A 22,563-nucleotide genomic window follows, 5' to 3' on the forward strand; every position below is an offset into this window, starting at 1 on the left:
TACTACTTTGTTTATTGTTTTCTCTGGGTACAATTGTTATGCCTACTTTTCACAATAAATAAAAACCAATTCCCATAATGACATATGCCGCCAATAAAGTTCCTCCTTCAAACCAGTTTGTATCTCCATCATTTGAAATCGCTATCGTTAAGAAAACAGCTGTAATCATAGAAACAAGTTCTGGTATGGTAAACACTAAAGGCATCCTGTTTGCAAAAAACATGGATAGCAGTACTAATACAGGAGCAACAAACATGGCAATTTGTAATGTAGAACCTACTGCAATTTCAACTGCAATATTCACTTTATTTTTATAAGCCATAATAATTGCAGATGCATGTTCTGCTGCATTCCCAACAATCGCAACGATAATAACCCCTATAAATAACTCTGACCAGCCAAATGATTTCGCGACTGTTTCAAATGTATGCACGAGCGCTTCTGACACATAAGCTACCGCAATTGTCGCTATTGCTAAAACGAGTAATGCTTTACCTTTTGACCACTCTGGCTCTTCCTCATGCGCTACTTCATCACTTTTATGTTGATATACACCACGGTGCGTAACTAACTTAAAGAACAAAGCAGCAAGGTACATAATAATCATAATAATAGAAACACCGATACTTAATTGATAGGTCTTTCCGGCATCCATCTTCATCGAAAAAATCTCTGGAATAACAAAAGCTACGACAACAGCAAATATTAATAAAGCTGAATTATGCCTTGCATCATACACATTAAAACTTTGCCTTTTGTATTTAAGACCTCCTACAAAGAAAGATAGTCCTCCTACTAATAGTAAATTTCCAAGTACAGATCCTGTTAAAGAGGCTAACACCACTTCAATTAATCCCGCTTGAAGTGCAAAAATCGAAATGATCAGTTCAACAGCATTACCGAAAGTAGCATTTAATAATCCGCCTATTCTAGGTCCAGAGACAATTGCCAAACTCTCTGTCGCTCTGCCCATAAAACCCGCTAATGCGATAATCGTAATACAATACACAGCGAACATAATTGTTTGAGGCCAATGAAGTGTTTTTCCAAGTACAGAAAGTGGTACCCCAATAAGCGCTACGATAAGAAATATTTTATTAAACATGCTTTTCATCCTTCCATCGTATGTATTTCTCCTCGATATTATTATTATTCTTCTCCTAACTTGTCCGATTTCATCACAATTACGTTTAAAAAATCATGTTGATGAAAAGAGTATGAAAGATACTTCATTTTTATTTAGACGAAGAAAATTACAAAGTATGAAAAGAGGCTAAAAGCATGCATTTAAAAGAAAAAATTGAAACAATTATTTGCGGTCAACGAACCGGTGTATTATCTACTATACGTGAAAATAAACCTCACAGCGCCTTTATGATGTTTTTCCATGAAGATTTTGTACTATATGTTGCAACAGATCGAAAATCAAAAAAGATAACAGATATCGAAAAAAATCCAAATGTATATGTACTACTTGGGCGTGAAGGAAAAAAATTAGATGAAGATTATATTGAAGTTGAGGGCTTAGCCTCCATCGAGGAAGACTCCACATTAAAAAACAAGTTTTGGAATAATAGTTTAAAACGCTGGTTACTCGGTCCTGAAGACCCTAATTATGTACTAATTAAAATCAATCCTGACACAATTTATTACATCGATGGTGCTGGTACGACGGAGCCCGAGTTTTTACGACTATAAAATAAAACAAGCCCCCTTTAGGTGGGCTTGTTTTGTCGAAAAGTTCTTCTGAAAAAAACAATAAAATAGGTGGAACTTTCTAAAGATTCTGTTATATAATAGCAGTAACTTAAATAAACTGTATTAAAACAGATTGAGAGGAGAAATAAAATTGATGAAAAGAGAAGAAAGAAAAAATATGATTGAGTTTATCGAAAAGAAAAAAGGGATTGAACGTGACGAATTATTATTTATGACGGACGATGAAGTAGAGCATATTTATAATGTAACGTACTTTTTATATGAGGAAATTGCAGAGTAGTATAAGAATCCCCATCTTATTAAAAAAATAAGGTGGGGATTCTTTCGTTATTTATCACGCGATTTGCAGCAGTAATCACCCAATTGGTGAAGGCTAATAATCAGTGAGCGATGAACCCCTACCGATTAAAGTTTCACTTTATACATGAGAATGGTTTTCATGTATAATAATGTAAGATTGGAGGAATTTTACTATGAGTTCATGGCTCTTATTCGCACTATTATCAGCAATTGCCGCTGCCCTTGTATCTATTTTCGGAAAGATTGGTTTAGATGGAATCGATGCCAATGTTGCGACAACGGTTCGTTCTATTATTATGGCATTATTTATGGTGGGCGTTATTATTATACAAGGTAAATTTCAAAATATTGGCGACGTACTGCTAAATAAAAAAGCACTGCTCTTTATCACATTAAGTGGGGTTGCAGGTGCTTCGTCATGGCTATTTTATTTTCTTGCCTTAAAAACAGGAAAGGTTTCTCAAGTAGCCCCTGTCGATAAATTAAGTGTAGTGTTTTCTATTATTCTCGCGATGATTATACTCGGTGAGAAGTTAAACTTTATGACTGGCGTTGGTGTAGTCTTTATTACAGCTGGTGTACTACTTATTGCTTTCAGCTAAAAAACCGCTATTAGCGGTTTTTCTTTTTCTTTATGTAAAACCACACAATACATGCAACAACTACTGAAATGAATAAAATCCATATTCCATAATGATGTAAACTATACTCAACGAAACGCCACTTCTCTCCTAGCTTCCAGCCAAGCCCGATAAAAACACTTATCCAAATGACTGCACCACCGTAAGCATACAAGCAAAAACGCCAAAGTGTTAAATTCGACACCCCAGCAAAATACGCTGTTAAATGACGGACTCCTGGGATAAAGTAACCAATCATTAAAAGAAATGGTCCATATTTTTCAAATAAAATATGTGTTTTTTCAATGTGATGTTCTTTAATTCTAATTTTCGGCCCATATTTTTTTAAAACAGGAAGTCCCAGTTTTAAACCTAATATGTAGCTTAATGTAATACCTAACATTGCACCAGCCATCCCGCTTAAAAAAGCAGCCGTCCCTGACATAACTCCTTTTGAAACGTTATAACCAACAAAGGTCAATAAAAACTCGTCTGGTATCGGTAATCCTACAATCCCACCAGCCAAAGCTATAATAATTCCAAAATACCCATAATGCGCGATTAACTCGCCAATATGTTGTTCCATTCGGAAGACACATCCTATGCACGATCGTTATTCCACATTGTGCCCTTTCTATCTTTAAGACAAACATGGTATACATATTCACTATACATTGTTTTTATAATGAACTCTACTTCTATTCATCCCTTTAGATGAGATAAAAAACGACTTTAATTAGTGAGGGTTTTGTTCATCTCCACTACTTATTAGCCCGCACGAATCGGGCTGTTACGGACAGCCCAATTCCGACTTTATTCCCTTATATTCATCCAATTTTGAGATGAAATTCTTACTACTTGCAAACAGCCGGATTAAAAAATAAAAATTCATATGCTTGTTTTTTTGTTACAATAAAGAAAAGTTACTTTTCGCAACGGTTTAACTCTCAGGAAAAATGATATATCTAGCAAAAACATAGTTTGGTCTATATAATGCAACTTCTACCTATAAAAAAACATGCGCCCTTTAACATACAACATCATTTTTCTAAATTATACAGGGGGAACGAACATGACCATTGAAAATCAATTTATCCAAAAGGTTTACTATAAAACATTTTTAACAGAAGAAACTTCTACTCCAGTATCGGAAGTACTTGGTGAAGCATATATAAATGAATCAAAAAATGAATTCTCAAACATTTCTAATGTCCGCTTTGCTCAAGGTGAATTTTATTACCAAAATAAAGACTTTGAAGCAGCCATATTTAAATGGGACAAAGTAAATAACGACCTTGCACTTTGGGCAACCAAAAATATTGCAGACGCTTATTTTGAACTAGGATTCTTACCAAAAGCAGAAGAAATGTATCAATCTATTCAAACAGAAGATACGACTCTTACGATGGAAGTTTCCCTGCAACTCCTTTCTCTTTATATCGAACAAGATCGTTTAGGACTAGCATTTAAAACCATTAGTGAGGCTGTCGCATTTCAACCTGACTATCCAAATATTACTGCCATTGCTCGCTCTTTCTATGAAAAACAGGAAGATTGGAATAACGCTATAGAGCTTGCAGTTCAAGAAGGAATTCGAACAAACTCATTACACTGGTTCGATACTTTAATTAATTATGTGAATCAAGGGTTTACTAAACAAATTAAACCAGAATATTTCTATGAGTCTTTAAAAGCTCTATATACAATTGATCAAGTACAATTTAAAGAACTTGTTATTGCTCTTTGGAATAGCTATCAAGATGAAACGTTGTATCTACCATGGATTCAAACGATAAATCACTTATTCTTACATATTGAAACAGATAATAATGATGATTGGTCTGAAATCTCCTCTCGCTACCAAGAGACATACTTTGCATTAATTACTGGTGAGCATTTTATGCATGAATTACAAGGACTTGTACCAGATTTATTAACAAATTGGTTTAGCTTAATGAAAACAAAAGATTCTCTAATTGTCTCTGCGGCAGTGTTAGCATGGAATGAAGTTTCACCTACAACTTTAGAATCATTACTCGTAAAAAGTGCTGGTGCTTTACTTTCTAATTCATCAGCTGAAGAGAATGTTAATATGGAAACCGTTTCTCATTTATTCGAAACAATTGCTGTTTGGGCTGAGAAAAATGATGTAGATTTAAGTCATCAATTTACGCTACTCGTCCATGAACTATGCGATTTAAATGTTACACAACTACTAATAGCTGGCACTAGTGACCATGATAAAGCATCATTCGTCAATTCCATATTAGGAGAAAATATCTTAACTGAGACTTTAACAACTCCTATTTTATTTAAAGACGATAGCCAAACTGAAATAACAGAGTTCAATGAGTTGGATGTACGAAATATACCGAACTTTGATGAGCTCCATCAAATAATGGCTACATCTTCCCAGTTAGAACTTGAGAAAAAATGTATAGAAATTAAGCTACCAAGTAGATTTTTAAGAAAAAATAAGTTTGCATTTCTTGTTACACCATCTATTCAGGGACAATTGGATAAAAATAGCTCCTATTTTGAATACTTACAAGCAGCAGATAGCCTCCTTTACGTATTGAATTCTGCTTCACCATTACATGGTGAAGAACTTGATACATTACTTTATTTACGTGAACAGGTGCCAAACTTAAAAATTCACTTCGTATTACATACGAATAATACGACTACTAATGAAAAATTAATTAGTAAACTTAAAGTTCATTTCCCAAATGCACAATTCTTCCCATACTCTCCTTCACAAGAGAGTAGCCAGCAACTTGGGGATGTAACAGAATCTGTTCTCTCTAATCTTGCAAAACGCAACATGGAACAAGAACGTATAGAAAAACTAATATGGTTTACTCAAAAGACAATCGCATACCTTGTGAATGAACGTGTGGAATTAGAAAATACATTAGTGAAAGCAGTACGCTGGAATAAACATATCTCAGTAAAACTAAATGGATTTATTAACAATCTTACTGCTCTTGAAAAAGATAAAATTCGTTCGATTACAGAATCCTATCTATTAACGAAAGAAGAAATTACACGAGATATACATTCTCAAATTCCTGAATTATTACAGAGTTGCTCTGACCTTGTTCAAGAAGATAGTGATTTTAAATTAGTTCATGAAGAATTAAATACGGCAATGAACGAACGAATTCAAAAACATGTGCAACAAGTCCTTCTTCCTAAATTTACTGGGTCTATTCAAGAATGGATTGAAACAGCTCATAACGAATTTATTCAAGCACAAGCTTATTTAGATGAAATGAGCGAAACTTTCAATAAACTCTATAAAGAAGAACGTATGAAACTTCCTTGTGATTTCAAATTATTAGATGATTGGAATCGAGATGTTGTACGAATGACAAATCGAATTACAGTAACGAACATCAATATTTTATTACGCTTTACACCGACACAATTTTTCTTAAAAAGTGCTGGAAAACTATTTGGTAATATGCAGAAAAACCAATCTATGCTCGCAAACAAATATAAACAATATATTGAAACAGAGGATTATACAGAAATTGCTCAAGCAATCTCAAAACAATTCTTCCTTCAATTTGAAGTATTTGAAGGAGCATTAGAACGTGATATCATGATGTTCTTTAAAGATCCACTTAGTATATTGAAACAAAATGTGGAAACAGCTCATCTTGAGATTGAAACAGACGAACAAACATTGGCAACACTAAGAAGCAATCCAGAAACATATCATGATCCTTTAGCATTATTTAAACTACAATTGCTACAGCATAAGTTCGTTTTAAGTACTACTAAGAAACATGAACATGTCTTTGTATCCAACGAATCTCCTACTATTTAACAGAAAAAACCAAGCAAACTGCAATTTGCTTGGTTTTTACTTTAATTTATTATTTTCATATGTTCAAATGGATAATAAATAGCTGCTAACTTTCCTAATACATCTGCTCTATCAATAAGCCCTAAACCATTTCTACTATCTCTGCTTATTAAGCGATTATCACCCATAACAAAAATCTTATTTTTAGGAACTGTAATCGGCCCAAAGTCCTCTGTTAAATTCATAAGTTTTTTTTCCGCTTGTTTTTTATTACTGTGCAAATACTCTTCATTTTTCACTTCATGATTCACATATAATTGATCGTTTCTCATCTCAATTATATCTCCAGGTAAACCAATCACTCTTTTCACATAAAAATTATCTGTCTTCACAACAATAATGTCTTCCCTTTCATAGCTTTCAAATTGTTTTGCTAACTTATTAATAATTACCTTATCCCCATCTTGTAACGTTGGCCTCATAGATGCTCCTTTTACAGTCGTAGGAAAAAACACAAAAATTTTCGCCAAAAATACCAATAAACATGCGATTGCAATTGTTCCAAAGAATTCACGCCAACGCTTTTTCTTTTGCATCATTCCACCATCTCATCATCTTTTTACTTTTATTATAAGGACTTTTGTTGATTAATTTCCATAAAATTCTGAATTATATAATCGCGATATTACAAACTTCAAAATAACATCCTCATAAAGTGAAACTTTAATCACCCCTCACTAATCGTGATTTTATAGGCAGCCCGACTTCTACCTCAAATTCGACTGGAGCATAGTAATAAAAAAGATACTCTCAAAATAGTTAATCTACTATTTTTGAGAGTATCTTTTTTATAATCCTACATATACAATACACATTTGAGCCGCGACATATGTAAACCAAATCCAAAGTGGTTCATACTTCAGTTTGCGTCCACCAATATCTGTTACGCCAATAATGAAGTCTGAAATCACAAACAATAAACCACCAAACGCTGGTGCCCACCATATGCCTGAATTCCCGTAATATAAGGCGAATGCAAAGCAAGCCATTCCTCCAACCCATAATCCGTATACGAGAGCTCCTATCGTAAACAACTTATCCTGTTTTTCATTTCGGATAAAAAAGAACCATCCTATAATGAGAAAAAGTCCATATACGAGTAAACCAATCCAAAAACCATTCCACGAAATTCCTGTTTGCAAAAATGCTTTTACATAAAAACAATGAGCAAGAGCAAAAGTAACCATCCCTCCAATTAGCCTGTGACCAATTGGAATTAATCCGGCCATAAACAAATCTCCTACAGTCGATAAAGTCATACCAAGCGCAACCCACGTACTATATTCTGCCGATGGGTCTTGTAACCATATGAAAATGGCACTACCTGTTAAAGAAAAACTAAGAACAAGGCGAATTGCTAAAGGCAACGGCATATTTTCCTTCGTTCTTTTTGTCTGCCGTATTGCATAAATCGCCCCCATGAAAAAAAGAATGATTTGCCCGATTAACACCATGTAAAGTACGTTCATAATATGTTCTCCTCAATAAATGCTTTTTGTATCTTTTTTCGTTGCACCTAGTCTATTATCCTTTTTCTATATAAAAAGAAGAACAGTACTGTTCTTCCATTGTAATCGTTTTCCCTTTATCTATGCTACTTGTTTTTCTTGCTCTATTTTTTGCTTAGCTGGCGTTCTATTCACCACGATAATTCCCGCAGCTACACATGCTAAACCGAATAATACAAATGAATGAATTGTTTCTCCTAAAATCATACTCGATAATAATACACCAAATACAGGTATAAAGAACATATACATTGATACTTGTCCAACCTTATTGTACTTCATAATTGTATTCCAGATGCAAAAACCAGCTGCAGATAAGAAAGATAAATAGATTAGCATAAGTATTGCATGTAAACTAAATGTAAATGGCATTGCACCTACTTGAAATACTCCTATACATAACAATCCTATTGACCCAAAAATCATTTGATATGCTGTCATATATCCAACATCTAACGTTTTGCTACCTTCTTTCGCCAATATATTCCCATAAGAATACAGCATTGCTGCACTAAGAAGTAATAAACTACCGATTCCGAAATGGAATGATAAACTACCATCACTCGGTACATTTACTAAAACGACACCACAAAAGCCGATAGAGACTCCAATTATTTTTCTCATATTGAGAGCATCATCTTTATATAAAAAGTGCGCGAGTATAATTTGAAAGAATGATGATGTGCCCGAAATAATAGCTCCTTCAATTCCCGAACTATAACTCATTCCGATATAAAAACATATATATTGAAGAAATGTTTGAAATAAACCAATTTGTACTAACTGTTTCCCCGTTCCTTTTTTGAAGTTCATATCTTTTCCTAACACTTTAAAAAAGCATAAGAGCATGACTCCAGATAAGAAGAAGCGATAACCAGCAAATAATATTTGCTCTCCAACTTCTTGTGGCTGAATTCCAAGTTCAGCATAACTTAATTTAATGAAAGGGAATGCGCTCCCCCATAAAAAAGTTGCTACTATTGCAGCAATAAATACGCCAATCGGATGGGTAAAAAATTTCTCTGTCTTCACTTGTTGTCTTCCTTTCCGATCTTTTTATGAACAATATCCATATATACCAAAGGAACTGTGAAAACACAAGTTTTCAGTTTATACTTAAAACAAAAACATACCATCTTTCAAAAACATATGTTATACTATAGAATAATTACAACATAATAACTATTAAAATTAGTTTCAACAGAAATGCTGCTATCCATTAATGGATGGCAGCTTTCGTCGTTTTATAGGGGTTTCGATTTTGATTCTTCTTCTCAATAAGAATTTGAAAGGGGCGAGTAATAATGAACTCGGAAGTAAAAACATTACCATCGAAACAAAACGTACCTACTCCATCTTGGATTCAAACATTAAAAAAGCACTATGAACTTATATTTGCAATCGCATCTGGTATTTTTATTTTAGTTGGCTGGTTACTCACAAAGAACGATGCAATACATGTGGGTATTACTTGCTATATCCTTGCTTATATAGTTGGTGGGTATGCAAAAGCGAAAGAAGGTATTGAAGATACCATTGAAGAAAAAGAGCTAAATGTCGAAATGCTCATGCTCTTTGCTGCTATTGGGGCTGCAGTAATTGGCTACTGGGCAGAAGGTGCTATTTTGATCTTCATCTTCGCACTAAGCGGTGCGATGGAATCTTATACATTAAGTAAAAGTCAAAAAGAAATTTCAGCGCTTCTTGATTTACAACCTGAAGAAGCATTACGTATTTCAAATGGAACCGAAGAACGTGTTCCTGTTAGACAATTACAAATTAACGACATTATTTTAATTAAACCTGGAGAACGCGTTCCTGCTGACGGTACAATTCATAATGGTGAAACAAATATCGATGAAGCAGCTATCACCGGGGAACCTATTCCTAATGAAAAAAAACATGGTGATGAAGTATTTGCCGGCACTGTAAATTTACGTGGGGCTATCGAAGTTATAATTACGAAGCCGAGCGATCAAACACTATTTCAAAAGATTATCCGTCTCGTTCAAAGTGCACAAAGCGAAAAATCCCCATCACAACTATTCATCGAAAAATTTGAAGGAACATATGTAAAAGGGGTACTAATCGTTGTTGCGCTTATGATGTTCGTTCCTCATTTCTTACTTGACTGGAGCTGGAATGAAACGTTTTATCGCGCTATGATCTTACTTGTAGTCGCTTCTCCTTGTGCACTCGTTGCTGCCATTACACCAGCGACTTTATCTGCAATTTCTAATGGAGCGAGAAATGGAATTCTCTTTAAAGGTGGCATACATTTAGAACGCCTCGCCTCAGTAAAAGCAATTGCCTTTGATAAAACAGGAACATTAACAGAAGGAAAACCTACCGTAACAGATGTATATGTTCGAGAAAATATAACAGAAAAAGAAGTACTTTCTATTACAGCATCAATTGAAAGTCACTCTACACATCCTTTAGCTGAATCCATCGTGAAATATGCACAACATGCGTATGACATTACATTAATAAAACCAGAAAATGTTGAAGATGTAACTGGTTTTGGGCTAAAAGGAATATTCGAAAACAAAGCTTATAAAATAGGTAAAGCTGATTTTATCGGTGAAGAAACAAAGACATTTCATAATGGTATTTATGCCGCGCTTGAAAAAGAAGGTAAAACTGTCGTTTATATTAGTGATGAAGAAGGTATTCTTGGACTTATCGCTTTAAAAGATACGCTTCGTCAAGAAACAATAGCTGCCATCCGTGATTTACAAAGTATTGGTGTTGAAGCCATTATGATTACCGGCGATAATGAGGAAACAGCAAAAGCAATTGCCTCTGAAAGTAATATAAAGGAATATTACGCATCGTGTTTGCCAGAAACAAAAGTTGAAACGATTAAAAAGTTAAAAGAAAAATACGGTACAGTAGCAATGGTCGGAGACGGTATAAATGATGCCCCTGCGCTCGCTACTGCTAGCATTGGTGTGGCAATGGGTGAAGGAACTGATGTAGCCTTAGAAACTGCAGACGTTGTACTTATGAAGAACGAACTATCTCGACTTTCGCAAGCAATCCGTTTATCAAAACGAATGAACCGTATTGTGAAACAAAACGTAATCTTTTCGCTAGCTGTAATCGCAATGCTTATTTGTTCAAATTTCTTGCAATTTTTAGCTCTTCCATTCGGTGTTATCGGGCATGAAGGAAGTACGATTCTTGTGATTTTGAATGGCTTACGATTATTAAAAGGAAATAAATAAAACGGGTCCCTCATAGAGGACCCGTTTTTTTTAATGGTAGCTATTATGCCCGTTCGCACTACTACTCGTTTTATGCTTTGGATGCGAACTGCTCTTTTGCTTATTGTTATTTTTATTGTTGTGGTTCTTTTTATTATTACTCATGAAATATCCCCCCTGTTCCCTTTTATTATGGAACAAGAGCTCATTTTTAATTACGGGAATTATTGTCACCCGTTCTATAATGATGGAGTAAACCATTAATTTCACCGCCAAGTAAAATTACCCATCCAGTTAAATAAAACCATAACATTAAAATAATGATACCACCGAGACCACCATATGTATTGGCGTAATTCGCAAACTTATCTACATAATAAGCAAATGAGTACGATACCACAATCCATCCTACAGTAGCGAATGTTGCTCCTGAAATGACTTCTCTTCTTTTTAACTTTCGATCTGGTGCAAATGTATATAAAAAACTAAACAACGCAAATAGTACGAAGAAACTCGCTACTAATCGTGTAATACTCCACACGTAAGAAAAACTATCCGATAAACCAATTGCTTTAAATACCGCTGCCCCAATCACTTGTCCGAAAACTGGAACAATGAGTGCAAACACAATCATAAAAATGATTGCTAATGTAAACACAATTGATAACGCTCTCGTTTTAATAAAAGAGCGTGTTTCTGTTACATCATACGCACGGTTGAAAGCATTCATAACCGCATTCACTCCGTTTGAAGCAAACCATAGCATGGATAGTAAACCAAATGATAATAAACCACCATTTTGCTCATTTACAACTTTATCTACGTTCACTTCAATTAAGTACATTGCATCTTCCGGTACATACGGTTCTAATAAATTGAGCACACTTTCTGTTTGAAGGTCAATGAATCCAAGAAGCGTAATTAAGAAAACAAGCCCAGGAAAAATCGCAAGCAAGAAGAAATAAGCGAGCTGTGCTGCCAAGCCCGCTACATCATCGCGCATCGTTCGGTCATACAAATCTTTACCAAACGAATAAGTACGATTTCTCCTCACCTTTTCTAAAAATTTTTTCATATATGTTTAAACGCTTTTCTTCTCTTCTTTATCTTGCTTTAACTCAATGTACGCTTCAGTTTTTTTTTCCTCTACATTTGAGTCTTTCATAAATAATTCACGCGCTTCTTTCATACCACCATCTTCAGCTACTACTGGCTCTTCTTCTGCTTTCAGCTCATCTACCTTCGACGATACAGCTTGAATTTCAATTGTTTCTGGCTTTTCTACTTGCTCAATTTTTTTCTTACTAAAAATTTCTTTCGTTTCTTTTAACGTTTCTACAACAGACGGCGTCAATTTTTTGATTTCTGCTACTTTCGCTTTCACTACATTGAAATCAGCAAGTTCGCGTCCTTTATCTGTAACAGTTTGCACTTTTTCTTTGATCTTTGCATTTTCACCAATTTCAATCATCTTCGTTTTTGCTTTTTCCGCAGTATTTTTTACTTTTTCACGGTTTTCTTTCTTCAACATAGATACAGCTACACCTGCAGCTACACCAAGTGCAATATTTCGAGCAATATTATTTTTCTTCGCCATATTCCTTCACCCTTTCATTTCTTATGTTAGAAAGTATTTCTTTCTAAGCTTCCTCATATTCCTTGTTCATTTCGAATGAAAGCTAATAGCTTTGCACACCCTTCTGTTACAAGGTCATATACTTCTTGGAAATTCCCTGTATAGTAAGGGTCGGGAACGTCTGTCCAGCCACCGTCTGGAACAAAATCGGACAGCCTACCAATATAGCCTCCAGTTTTACCTAAACTTTTTAAATCTGCTATATTCTTGTTGTCCATGGCAATAATATAATCAAACTTTGTTAAGTCTTCTTTTTCTACTTGCCTTGCTTTAATTCCTTCAAAAGTGACTGCATTTTCTTTTAAAATTTTTTGTGTTCCTTTATGTGGCGGATGACCAATATGCCAATCTCCAGTTCCTGCAGAATCAATGACAATTTTCCCTTCGAGTCCCTCTTTTACGACAAGATTTCGAAAAATCGCTTCTGCCATCGGAGAACGGCAAATGTTCCCAAGACAAACAAACAATACTTGAACCATATTTTTGTCTCTTCCCTTCTTGGTGCATTTCTTAATATACTTATAGTATAAACAACCAATTATTAAATATAAAGGAAATCCCTACTAATTTAATAGGATTGAAAAGATTCATTAACGAAAATGATAAAAAATGTTAAGATAGCCTTATGTTATTTTAAAGGGGGACACTTCGGTGGATTTATCCGTAAAGTCAGAAGAAAACGTTGAATATATGGTCGAAGCTATTAAAGAAAAATTACGTATGGTTAATGCTGGAGCAATGAGAGCTGCTAGCTTTAATGAAGAAATGTACGAAGACTTACGTGACATTTATGAGCATGTTATGAAACGTGAAACATTCAGCATTAGTGAAATGCAAGCTATTACAGAAGAATTAGGTACATTAATTAAAAAATAAAAAAGCCTCTCTTATATGAGGCTCTTTTTTATTTCCAACAAATTCATGACAACTCTTCTGTTTCCCTCAACCAACTGTAAAATACTGTACAATAGAAGTAGAACCTCATCTTAGATTTTTTCTCCATACATACTACTCACAAATAATAGCAACACTACCATTGCTAACTGTTTTTACTGGAGGTGCTTACTTATGAGCAATTGGTACAGTAAGACGAAAGATCAAATATTAACAGATTTTAAAACAAATGAACAAAATGGCTTAACAAACGAAAGCGTAGATGAACGTGTAAAGCAGTATGGACCAAATGAGTTGATCGCAAAACAAAAGCGCACTTTATGGCAACGGATTTTTGCCCAAATTAATGATGTCCTCGTATACGTCCTTCTTATCGCCGCCCTTATTTCTGCCTTTGTAGGAGAATGGGCCGATGCAAGCATTATCGCACTCGTTGTCATATTAAATGCAGTTATCGGTGTTATCCAAGAGTCCAAAGCTGAGCAAGCTTTAGAAGCACTAAAGAAAATGGCAACGCCTAAAGCTATCGTAAAACGCGGCGGTGAGCTACAAGAAATTCCATCTGAACAAGTCGTTCCAGGTGATATTGTCATGCTCGATGCAGGACGTTATATCCCATGTGATTTGCGACTAATCGAAACAGCAAATTTAAAAGTTGAAGAATCTGCTCTCACTGGTGAGTCCGTTCCTGTTGATAAGGATGCACTTTATCATCCTTCTATGCAAACGGATGAACAAGTACCACTCGGCGATCAAAAAAATATGGCCTTTATGTCTACTCTTGTTACATACGGGCGAGGTGTCGGTGTTGCTGTTGAAACTGGAATGAATTCACAAATTGGTAAAATTGCTACCCTTTTACATGAAGCAGACGATGATATGACACCACTTCAAAAAAGCTTAGCACAAGTCGGTAAGTATTTAGGCTTTGTCGCTGTAGCTATTTGTATCGTTATGTTTCTCATCGGTTTTTTACAAGGACGAGATACGTTAGAAATGTTTATGACTGCTATTAGTTTAGCTGTTGCAGCTATTCCAGAAGGCTTACCAGCTATTGTTTCCATCGTTCTAGCAATTGGTGTGCAGCGCATGATCAAACAAAATGTTATCATTCGTAAACTACCAGCTGTTGAAGCGCTTGGGTCTGTTACAATTATTTGTTCAGATAAAACTGGTACGTTAACGCAAAATAAAATGACCGTTACTCACTTTTATAGTGATACCACATACAATCGCTTAGAAAGTTTAAATGTAAATAACGATACGCAACGTCTATTGTTAGAAAATATGGTGCTATGTAATGATGCGTCTTATAGTAGTGAATCACAAACCGGAGATCCAACTGAAATTGCTCTTCTCGTTGCGGGAAGCTCTTTTAACATTCAGAAGGACGATTTAGAAAATAAGCATAAACGTGTTAACGAAGTACCTTTCGATTCCGATCGTAAAATGATGTCAACTGTACATACATACGATGAAAGCTACTATAGCATGACGAAAGGTGCTATCGATAAACTCTTACCTAGATGTACTCACATATTTAAAAACGGTAAAATCGAAGTTCTAACAGAGGCTGATAAAAATCAAATATTGGAAGCTGCTCAGTCCATGTCGCAAGAAGCTTTAAGAGTACTTTCATTCGCATTTAAACAATACAATTCAAGCGATATGGATATAGATCATCTTGAAGAAGACCTCATCTTTATTGGTCTTGTCGGTATGATTGATCCACCGCGTACAGAAGTAAAAGATTCCATTACAGAATGTAAAAAAGCCGGTATTCGCACAGTTATGATTACTGGTGACCATAAAGACACCGCATTTGCAATTGCCAAAGAACTTGGCATTGCTGAAGAAAAGTCTGCAATTATGATAGGAACTGAATTAGATAACATTTCAGATACAGAACTAGCAAGCAAAATTAATCACTTAAATGTATTTGCTAGGGTCTCTCCAGAGCATAAAGTAAAAATCGTAAAAGCATTACGCGCGAAAGGAAATATCGTTTCTATGACTGGTGATGGCGTCAATGACGCTCCATCTTTAAAGCAAGCAGATGTTGGCGTAGCGATGGGTATTACAGGAACAGACGTTGCAAAAGGGGCTGCAGATGTCGTGTTAACAGATGATAATTTCTCATCTATCGTGAAAGCTGTTGAGGAAGGTAGAAATATTTATCGCAACATAAAAAAATCAATTCTTTTCCTACTCTCTTGTAACTTTGGAGAAATTATCGCTTTATTTTTAGCCATTTTACTTGGCTGGGCGACACCATTACGCCCAATCCACATTTTGTGGGTCAATTTAATTACCGACACACTTCCTGCACTATCACTTGGTGTTGACCCTGAAGATTCAGATGTGATGAAGGAAAAGCCACGACGTGCGAAAGAAAGCCTATTTAGCGGTAGCATCCCTTTTCTTATTTTCAATGGGGCTGTCATTGGACTTTTAACGCTAATAGCCTTTATCGCCGGAGCAAAATTCTATACTGGAGATACAAATTTATTCCCTCTTTTCCCAGAGCGAATTGATGAAGATGCCCTATTACATGCTCAAACGATGGCATTTGTCGTTCTTAGTTTTTCTCAGCTCGTTCATTCATTTAACTTGCGTTCAAGAACGAAATCGATTTTTTCAATTGGGATCTTTACAAATAAATATTTAGTCTTCTCCCTTCTTATCGGTGTTCTTATGCAAGCTTGTATCATTTCCATCCCACCTCTTGCCAATATATTCGGTGTGCATGCATTAACGATACGAGATTGGGGATTTGTTCTCTTATTAAGTATCATTCCGCTTGTTGTGAATGAAATCATTAAATTTGTGAAGAGAAACTAAAAGGCAATGAGGACTAGTCCTCATTGCCTTTTCATTTATCCCACTATTTGCCGTGCAGTAAAACTCCCACCTCAAAATTCAGCTTGAGCAAAGGAGTTAGGTGGGAGATCAACTGCCCATAAATGTCCGATTGGTGTGAGCTAATAATCAGTGGGGATAAACAAAACCCCACTGATTAAAGTTTCACTTTATCCTTGTAATTCTTTTTTGATGTTCTCTGTTAATGTAGCCATACGCTTACGACTTTCTTCACGCTCACGTTTGTTTTGCTCTTCAATTTGTTGTGTTTCTTGCATACCTCTTGAAATGATGTTCCAAGTCTCTTCAAGTGTTTCCATCTTAATACTAGAAGAGCCTGATAGCCTTGCCACTTCCACACTTTGAGTTGCAATATTTTGTGCATTTTTCTTAAGTAATTCATTTGTACGACGATCCAGTTCAGCCATAGAATCTGCAACAAGCTTTTGACGCTTCGCATTTACCGCTTGAATGATACCATTTTTAAAGATAGGAATCGTTGTAATAAATGCTGTATTGATCTTACCGATTAATTTATTGTTACCACGTTGAATCATACGAATTTGTGGTGCTGTAAGTAAAGCAACCATACGTGCCTTTTCTAAATCATCAATACGCTGTTCTAAAATTTCAACAGAGTTTTTAAGCGACTCTAATTCAATACCTGCTAATTGATCATTATTACGTACACGCTCTTCATACATCGGAACTAGCTCTGTATTTAAACGATCTAATAACATTTCTCCTGCTACTACGTATTTTTCTAAGTCTAAGTAATATTTTAAGTTTTGCTCATATAATCCGTCTAACGTACCAATTGATTTTTTCATTTCATCTTGATACTTCGTAATTTCCACGTACACTTTATCAATTTCACGACCCATCGTTTGATACTTGCTAAAGATTTGTTCAATCATTTTATCCGCTTTTTTGAACATACGTGAGAAGAAACCGCTTTTCTCTTCCGCAAAATCTTTGCTATCAAATCGGTCCATAATTTTACCAAGCTGTTTTAATAACTCACCAGAGTCTTCTATTTTTGATAGAGACATTGTATGTAAAATTTGATCTGCAAAGCGTGAAATTTCCATAGATGGTTCTTTTCCAAGCTCAATTAATTCTAATTGGTCTTTAATATCTACCGCATTATAAATACGTTGTACATCCGCATCTTGTCTAAGTTGCAAGCGAACATCTTGTGCTGTTTGCTCATTTAATTCTGTTTTCGAATCTAGTACGACTGGGTTATTCATATGGTATTCTCCCTTTCCTTATAAAAATGGACGAAATAGTCCTTTTATTGTTTGTGATAAATTTTTATAGGCTGATGAACCATGAAACTCAAGATCAAAATTAACTTCTTCAAGCCAATGTGAGTCAAATGCCCCCGCTTCAATATACGGTTCAATATCGTTTCTTCCCGTTGGATTGAAATGGAATACATCTACTCCAATTTGGTTTAAAAATAGTAATAAAACAGCATCAGAACGAGTTAATTCTCCACTCTTCTCATTATTAAATATAACAATTTTCGGTACATCTTGTGAATAATCAAATTTCTCAAGCTGTTCTAAAATATTCGGTGGTATTTGAGAAAGTTGCGCGAAAACATATAGCGCTACATCTTGTTTCGTCTCTTTTGCAATTGGTTTGCACATTTCACTTTCACACGTATGGATAATCGCTTCTGCAATACCATGTTGTAATCCTTCTGGTAATCGTTTATGTGGCCACCAATGACTGTTCATAATTAAATCTGGATGTAATTTCCCCCCGCGGTCTAATGCATCTCGATAATGATATTGGAAATTCGCTTTTTGTTCTTTCGTAAACGGGAATGTATTGATTAATAAACTATTATCAAATGATGTAACAGCTTTTAATCGTTGAAAATATTCTTTATCATTTTTTGACACACCTGATATTTTTGCAAATAAAGAAGGGATATAAATATGTTTATTTTCAACAAAGAATGTCGGGCGTACAAATGCCTTTTCTTTCGTAATTAAAAAGAGTTCATCATATGTTGTTTTTAATGTACGCGCTACAGGTGTATATGAACGGAATTGCCACGGTTTGTATAATAATGAATTATCATGGTGAAGCACTTGCTCAATTTCCTTTGAAGCTTGATACGCTACCGTTGCGACGCGTTCACGACGGCGGTCGGGAAATGGTTCCAATGAAATACGACTTTGGTGCGATACGACAAAAGTTCTGCCGTCCTCATCCACATTCTCAAAGCCATCTTTTCCTTCTGGATGATAATAAAGTACATCGCAACCGAGCATAATAAGAAAATATAAGAAATATATACGACTCTCTGTCGCATCACCATACCAAACGATACGCGGCATTTGTTTCTTATAATTGATCGTAGAGAACCACTTCGCTACGTAATTTTCGCTTAATTTAATCATATCGATTAAGAAACGACGGAAACCTTCTGTCTTTAAAGATTGATTATGTTGTTTCTCATATAATTTCAATACAGAAATAAACGTCGTATGTATATAATGCTGTAAATCAGGGTTATCTACTTTCGGTAAAAGTTGTTTCCCTGATAAGTGTGCAACTAACCTATTTACTGTCAGACCATTTGGTGCTTCTTGATGTAATCCAAACACTTCTTGAATATGACGAAGCTTTTCCGAATCAATCACTTTGTTTAAATTTTGTTCGTGTAAAACTTCGATTCCTTTCGCTTCACTATAATCAAACAGTTCATTAAAATATTCATCTACATCATTAGGAACACCAAGGATTCGACTTGCTATATAACTAAATTTCATCTCATTCTCTGTCAGCTCATATTGTGGGCGTTTTTCTAAAAGTGTTTCAAATTGCTTTAAATCTGATTCATCTTTTAATGCATATGGTTGAAGTGTAAAACGTGAAAACACAACAGTTCACCTCCAAAAACATTTACGTTTTTTCTAAGTCCTTCTTCTATTATAAACTATTTTTGGTTATAAAAAATGGGCGCTCGTAAAACGAGCAAACCCATTTCAATTATTTATGATTATTTTTAGTAGCTGCAACTTCTTCTTTAGCTTGTCCAGAATTCTTCATGTAGTGAAGTATAAATGTTGCTCCAAATGCTACAACTAAAATGATAAAGAATACTGCATGACTTATTTCAATATGAACAACAGACAGTAACATTTTTGCTGCAATAATTAAGATTAAAATATATGCTGTCGTTTCCAGTTCTGGAATACGCTCTAACAATTTTAAGAATACACCAGCGATACCGCGCATCATTAAAATACCGAGCATTCCACCTAATAATAGAATCCAAACTTCATTTGATACACCAAATGCAGCAAGTACGCTATCTACCGAGAACGCGATATCCATTAATTCAACCATCGCAACTGTTCCCCAGAAGACACCAAACATTCTGAAGAGAATACTATTTTGGTTCATACCATGTGCTTCCTCTTCTTCTGCATTACCTTTTCTTTTATCAATGAAGTATTTAACTGAAAGCCACGCTAAGTAAAGTGCACCTAACACTTTTACCCATGCTAATTTAATTAAGAACATCCCAATTCCAATCGCAATAAATCGGAATACATAAGCTCCAATAAGTCCATAGAATAATGCTTTTTTACGTTTTTCTTCTGGAAGGTGTTTTACCATTACCGCTAATACAAGTGCGTTATCAGCTGATAACAACCCTTCAAGTACAACAAGTGTACCGATTAATCCCCAAGATACTGGATCTTGCAACACTTTAATCCACATGTCCAAGTCGAAAAACTGAGCATACGTATCAAGGATTCCTTGCAAAATACTCATCTTACCTTTATCCCCTATTCTTTGCTAGATTTATAGAAAGGTCAAAAAAAGGAAACGAATATCGTTTCCTTTCTATGCATCCAAGCCATACGCTCTTACAAGCGCACCTAAGCCACCTTGGAATCCACTTCCTACTGCATTAAACTTCCACTGTCCATTATGACGGTATAGTTCACAAAAGACAACTGCTGTTTCAATGGAGAAATCTTCCCCTAAATCAAAACGAAGAACTTCTTCGTTTGTTTCTTCATTTGCTAAACGAACGAATGCGTTTCCGACTTGTCCAAAGTTTTGATTACGGCCTTCTCCATCATAAATTGTAACTGTAATAGCAATTTTATGAACATCTGCTGGAACCTTTTTCAAATCTACAACAAGTTGCTCATCATCCCCGTCACCTTCACCTGTACGGTTATCCCCTGTATGTAAAACAGATCCACAAGGAGACTGTAAATTGTTATAGAAGATAAAATCAGTTTCCTTCGTACATTTTCCGTTCACATCCAATAAAAAAGCAGATGCATCTAAATCAAAATCTGATCCACCGTCATAAGATTTAATATCCCACCCAAGACCAATTACTGCTTTTGTTAAACCAGGGCTTGTCTTACCTAAATCAATCTTCTGTCCTTTTTGCAATTGAATTACCATTTATATTCACCTCTATATTTTAATATTTAAAAATATATCCATCAGTAAACATCTGTTTCACCGATGGATATATAAAGTGAAACTTTAATCAGTGGGGGGGGTTCTTCATCCCCCACTGATTATTAGCCTTCACCAATCGGGCTTTTACGGGCAAATCTATTACTCTACATCTAAACCGAAATTATTACATAGAGACGCTAATCCACCTTGGAATCCACTTCCGATTGCATTGAACTTCCAGTCACCTGCATGACGGTATAATTCACCTACTACAACAGCTGTTTCAATAGAGAAATCTTCTCCTAAATCATAACGAATTAATTCTGCATTCTTTTCTTCATCTAAAATACGTACGAAAGAGTTAGAAACTTGTCCGAAGTTTTGGCTACGTCCTTCTCCATCATAAATTGTAATTGTGAAGCAAATACGTTCGATATGTGCAGGTACATTTTTTAAATCTACTTTAATCGCTTCGTCATCACCTTCACCGTCACCAGTTCGGTTATCTCCTAAATGCTCTACAGCACCATTCGCACCTTTAGGGTTATTATAGAAAACGAAATCCTCTGCACCTGAAACTTTACCGTTAGCACCTACTAAGAAAATACTAACATCTAAATCGAAATCGTTTTGTCCGTCATAACGATTCGTATCCCAACCAAGTCCTACAAGAACTTTTGAAAGACCTGGATTCGTTTTTGTTAAGTCTACCTTTTGTCCTTTTTTCAATGAAATTGATGCCATATTCAATTCCTCCTCGGTTTATTTTATTGATAACGTGATACAATCTCACTTAAGTTTTTATCTTGTGTGCCTTCTCCAACAGCTGAAAACTTCCATTCACTTCCGTGGCGATACATTTCACCTGCGATTAGAGTCGTTTTGCCAGCATAATTATCCGATAAATTATAGCGTGCTAATTCTTCACCAGTTTGCGGGTTTTGAATACGAATATATGCATTACGAATCATCCCGAAATCTTGACGACGATTTACACAATCATAAATATTTACAACGAATACTAAACGATTAATACGGCTCGGAACTTTATGTAATTCTACGAAAATTGTTTCGTCATCACCAGCGCCTTCACCTGTTAAATTATCTCCTGAATGAATAATACTACCACAAGTAGAAAGTTTGTTTCCGAAGTAAACTAAATCATTTTTATTTAAAAAACGATCCCCTTCTAACATAACAACAGATGCATCACAATCTACATTTGGTTTACTTCCAAATAATGAAGACAGAAATCCACCTGATTGCCCAATTGGATCCCAGCCTAAGCCAACCTGTAGTTTTGCTACTTTTGGTTGTCCTTTCGTTAAATCGATCTTTTGACCTTTTTCTAAAATAATAGGCATGAAGTTTCTCCCTTTCTACAAAGCATTTTCCGAATCGGAAAATATTGTATTCTTCTCTTATATTGTAGCATTATTTACCTAGTGAGAAAAAGGATAAATTCTCAGTTATATGAAAACATTCATAT

21 protein-coding genes are annotated in these 22,563 nt (G+C 35.2%); 7 read left to right on the forward strand and 14 right to left on the reverse strand.

The window, feature by feature from the left end:
• Positions 1–49: 49 nt before the first annotated feature.
• Entirely contained in the window at positions 50–1,105 is a 1,056-nt protein-coding gene (gene cax, locus EUC40_RS23545) for a calcium/proton exchanger (protein ID WP_071710494.1), read from the reverse strand.
• Positions 1,106–1,281: 176 nt separating this feature from the next.
• Here cax and EUC40_RS23550 point away from each other — a divergent pair, with 176 nt between their 5' ends.
• From EUC40_RS23550 to EUC40_RS23560, 3 genes are all read left to right on the forward strand, one after another.
• Positions 1,282–1,698, forward strand: coding sequence for a pyridoxamine 5'-phosphate oxidase family protein (locus EUC40_RS23550; protein ID WP_156576730.1), 417 nt, complete (start codon positions 1,282–1,284; stop codon positions 1,696–1,698).
• Positions 1,699–1,852: 154 nt separating this feature from the next.
• Positions 1,853–1,999 carry a BH0509 family protein gene (locus tag EUC40_RS23555; protein WP_000817786.1) on the forward strand — a complete coding sequence of 49 codons (147 nt, stop codon included), beginning with the start codon at positions 1,853–1,855 and terminating at the stop codon, positions 1,997–1,999.
• A 193-nt stretch (positions 2,000–2,192) separates the two neighbouring features.
• Positions 2,193–2,621 carry an EamA family transporter gene (locus EUC40_RS23560; protein ID WP_156576731.1) on the forward strand — a complete coding sequence of 143 codons (429 nt, stop codon included), beginning with the start codon at positions 2,193–2,195 and terminating at the stop codon, positions 2,619–2,621.
• A 10-nt stretch (positions 2,622–2,631) separates the two neighbouring features.
• Here the strand turns inward: EUC40_RS23560 and EUC40_RS23565 are convergent, their stop codons facing one another.
• On the reverse strand, positions 2,632–3,225 hold the full coding sequence (locus EUC40_RS23565; RefSeq protein WP_156576732.1) for a DedA family protein: 594 nt from the start codon (positions 3,223–3,225) through the stop codon (positions 2,632–2,634).
• Between the two features lie 486 nt (positions 3,226–3,711).
• On the opposite strand from EUC40_RS23565, the gene EUC40_RS23570 reads away from it, so the two are divergent.
• The gene (locus tag EUC40_RS23570; RefSeq protein ID WP_156576733.1) at positions 3,712–6,474 is read left to right on the forward strand and encodes a tetratricopeptide repeat protein; all 2,763 of its coding nucleotides are present in this window, start codon (positions 3,712–3,714) and stop codon (positions 6,472–6,474) included.
• 41 nt (positions 6,475–6,515) lie between these two features.
• On the opposite strand, the gene lepB is transcribed toward EUC40_RS23570, so the two are convergent.
• From lepB to EUC40_RS23585, 3 genes are all read right to left on the reverse strand, one after another.
• Positions 6,516–7,052, reverse strand: a complete 537-nt coding sequence (gene lepB / locus EUC40_RS23575; protein ID WP_071710469.1) for a signal peptidase I — start codon at positions 7,050–7,052, stop codon at positions 6,516–6,518.
• A gap of 249 nt (positions 7,053–7,301) precedes the next feature.
• Entirely contained in the window at positions 7,302–7,982 is a 681-nt protein-coding gene (locus EUC40_RS23580) for a lysoplasmalogenase (protein WP_156576734.1), read from the reverse strand.
• 120 nt (positions 7,983–8,102) lie between these two features.
• Entirely contained in the window at positions 8,103–9,053 is a 951-nt protein-coding gene (locus EUC40_RS23585; RefSeq protein ID WP_000845683.1) for a DMT family transporter, read from the reverse strand.
• 272 nt (positions 9,054–9,325) lie between these two features.
• Here EUC40_RS23585 and EUC40_RS23590 point away from each other — a divergent pair, with 272 nt between their 5' ends.
• Complete coding sequence (locus EUC40_RS23590) at positions 9,326–11,251, forward strand: heavy metal translocating P-type ATPase (RefSeq protein WP_156576735.1); 1,926 nt, start codon at positions 9,326–9,328, stop codon at positions 11,249–11,251.
• A 190-nt stretch (positions 11,252–11,441) separates the two neighbouring features.
• Here EUC40_RS23590 and EUC40_RS23595 read toward each other — a convergent pair whose 3' ends face one another.
• Genes EUC40_RS23595 through EUC40_RS23605 form a run of 3 tightly spaced genes read right to left on the reverse strand, consistent with a single transcriptional unit; the run spans position 11,442 to position 13,345 of the window.
• On the reverse strand, positions 11,442–12,305 hold the full coding sequence (locus tag EUC40_RS23595) for a YihY/virulence factor BrkB family protein (RefSeq protein ID WP_071710472.1): 864 nt from the start codon (positions 12,303–12,305) through the stop codon (positions 11,442–11,444).
• 6 nt (positions 12,306–12,311) lie between these two features.
• A complete protein-coding gene (locus EUC40_RS23600; RefSeq protein ID WP_001085401.1) occupies positions 12,312–12,827 on the reverse strand; it encodes a DUF4075 domain-containing protein in 516 nt (171 codons plus the stop codon).
• Positions 12,828–12,880: 53 nt separating this feature from the next.
• Positions 12,881–13,345, reverse strand: coding sequence for a low molecular weight protein-tyrosine-phosphatase (locus tag EUC40_RS23605; protein ID WP_000250918.1), 465 nt, complete (start codon positions 13,343–13,345; stop codon positions 12,881–12,883).
• A 172-nt stretch (positions 13,346–13,517) separates the two neighbouring features.
• On the opposite strand from EUC40_RS23605, the gene EUC40_RS23610 reads away from it, so the two are divergent.
• Together EUC40_RS23610 and EUC40_RS23615 are read left to right on the forward strand one after the other, a co-directional pair.
• Complete coding sequence (locus tag EUC40_RS23610) at positions 13,518–13,742, forward strand: DUF1128 domain-containing protein (protein ID WP_000366197.1); 225 nt, start codon at positions 13,518–13,520, stop codon at positions 13,740–13,742.
• A 192-nt stretch (positions 13,743–13,934) separates the two neighbouring features.
• Entirely contained in the window at positions 13,935–16,601 is a 2,667-nt protein-coding gene (locus EUC40_RS23615; RefSeq protein WP_156576736.1) for a cation-translocating P-type ATPase, read from the forward strand.
• A gap of 188 nt (positions 16,602–16,789) precedes the next feature.
• Here the strand turns inward: EUC40_RS23615 and EUC40_RS23620 are convergent, their stop codons facing one another.
• The 6 genes from EUC40_RS23620 to EUC40_RS23645 form a co-directional block, all read right to left on the reverse strand.
• Positions 16,790–17,872 carry a toxic anion resistance protein gene (locus EUC40_RS23620; protein WP_001064411.1) on the reverse strand — a complete coding sequence of 361 codons (1,083 nt, stop codon included), beginning with the start codon at positions 17,870–17,872 and terminating at the stop codon, positions 16,790–16,792.
• An 18-nt stretch (positions 17,873–17,890) separates the two neighbouring features.
• On the reverse strand, positions 17,891–19,522 hold the full coding sequence (locus tag EUC40_RS23625; RefSeq protein WP_156576737.1) for a YceG family protein: 1,632 nt from the start codon (positions 19,520–19,522) through the stop codon (positions 17,891–17,893).
• Positions 19,523–19,631: 109 nt separating this feature from the next.
• On the reverse strand, positions 19,632–20,423 hold the full coding sequence (locus tag EUC40_RS23630; RefSeq protein WP_071710475.1) for a TerC family protein: 792 nt from the start codon (positions 20,421–20,423) through the stop codon (positions 19,632–19,634).
• Between the two features lie 72 nt (positions 20,424–20,495).
• The gene (locus tag EUC40_RS23635; protein WP_071710476.1) at positions 20,496–21,074 is read right to left on the reverse strand and encodes a TerD family protein; all 579 of its coding nucleotides are present in this window, start codon (positions 21,072–21,074) and stop codon (positions 20,496–20,498) included.
• Between the two features lie 159 nt (positions 21,075–21,233).
• Positions 21,234–21,818 carry a TerD family protein gene (locus EUC40_RS23640; protein WP_000146724.1) on the reverse strand — a complete coding sequence of 195 codons (585 nt, stop codon included), beginning with the start codon at positions 21,816–21,818 and terminating at the stop codon, positions 21,234–21,236.
• A gap of 23 nt (positions 21,819–21,841) precedes the next feature.
• Positions 21,842–22,438, reverse strand: a complete 597-nt coding sequence (locus tag EUC40_RS23645; protein ID WP_001121586.1) for a TerD family protein — start codon at positions 22,436–22,438, stop codon at positions 21,842–21,844.
• Positions 22,439–22,563 lie beyond the last annotated feature (125 nt).

It is taken from the genome of Bacillus luti, from assembly GCF_009739945.1.
In the GTDB taxonomy this organism is placed as follows: domain Bacteria; phylum Bacillota; class Bacilli; order Bacillales; family Bacillaceae_G; genus Bacillus_A; species Bacillus_A luti.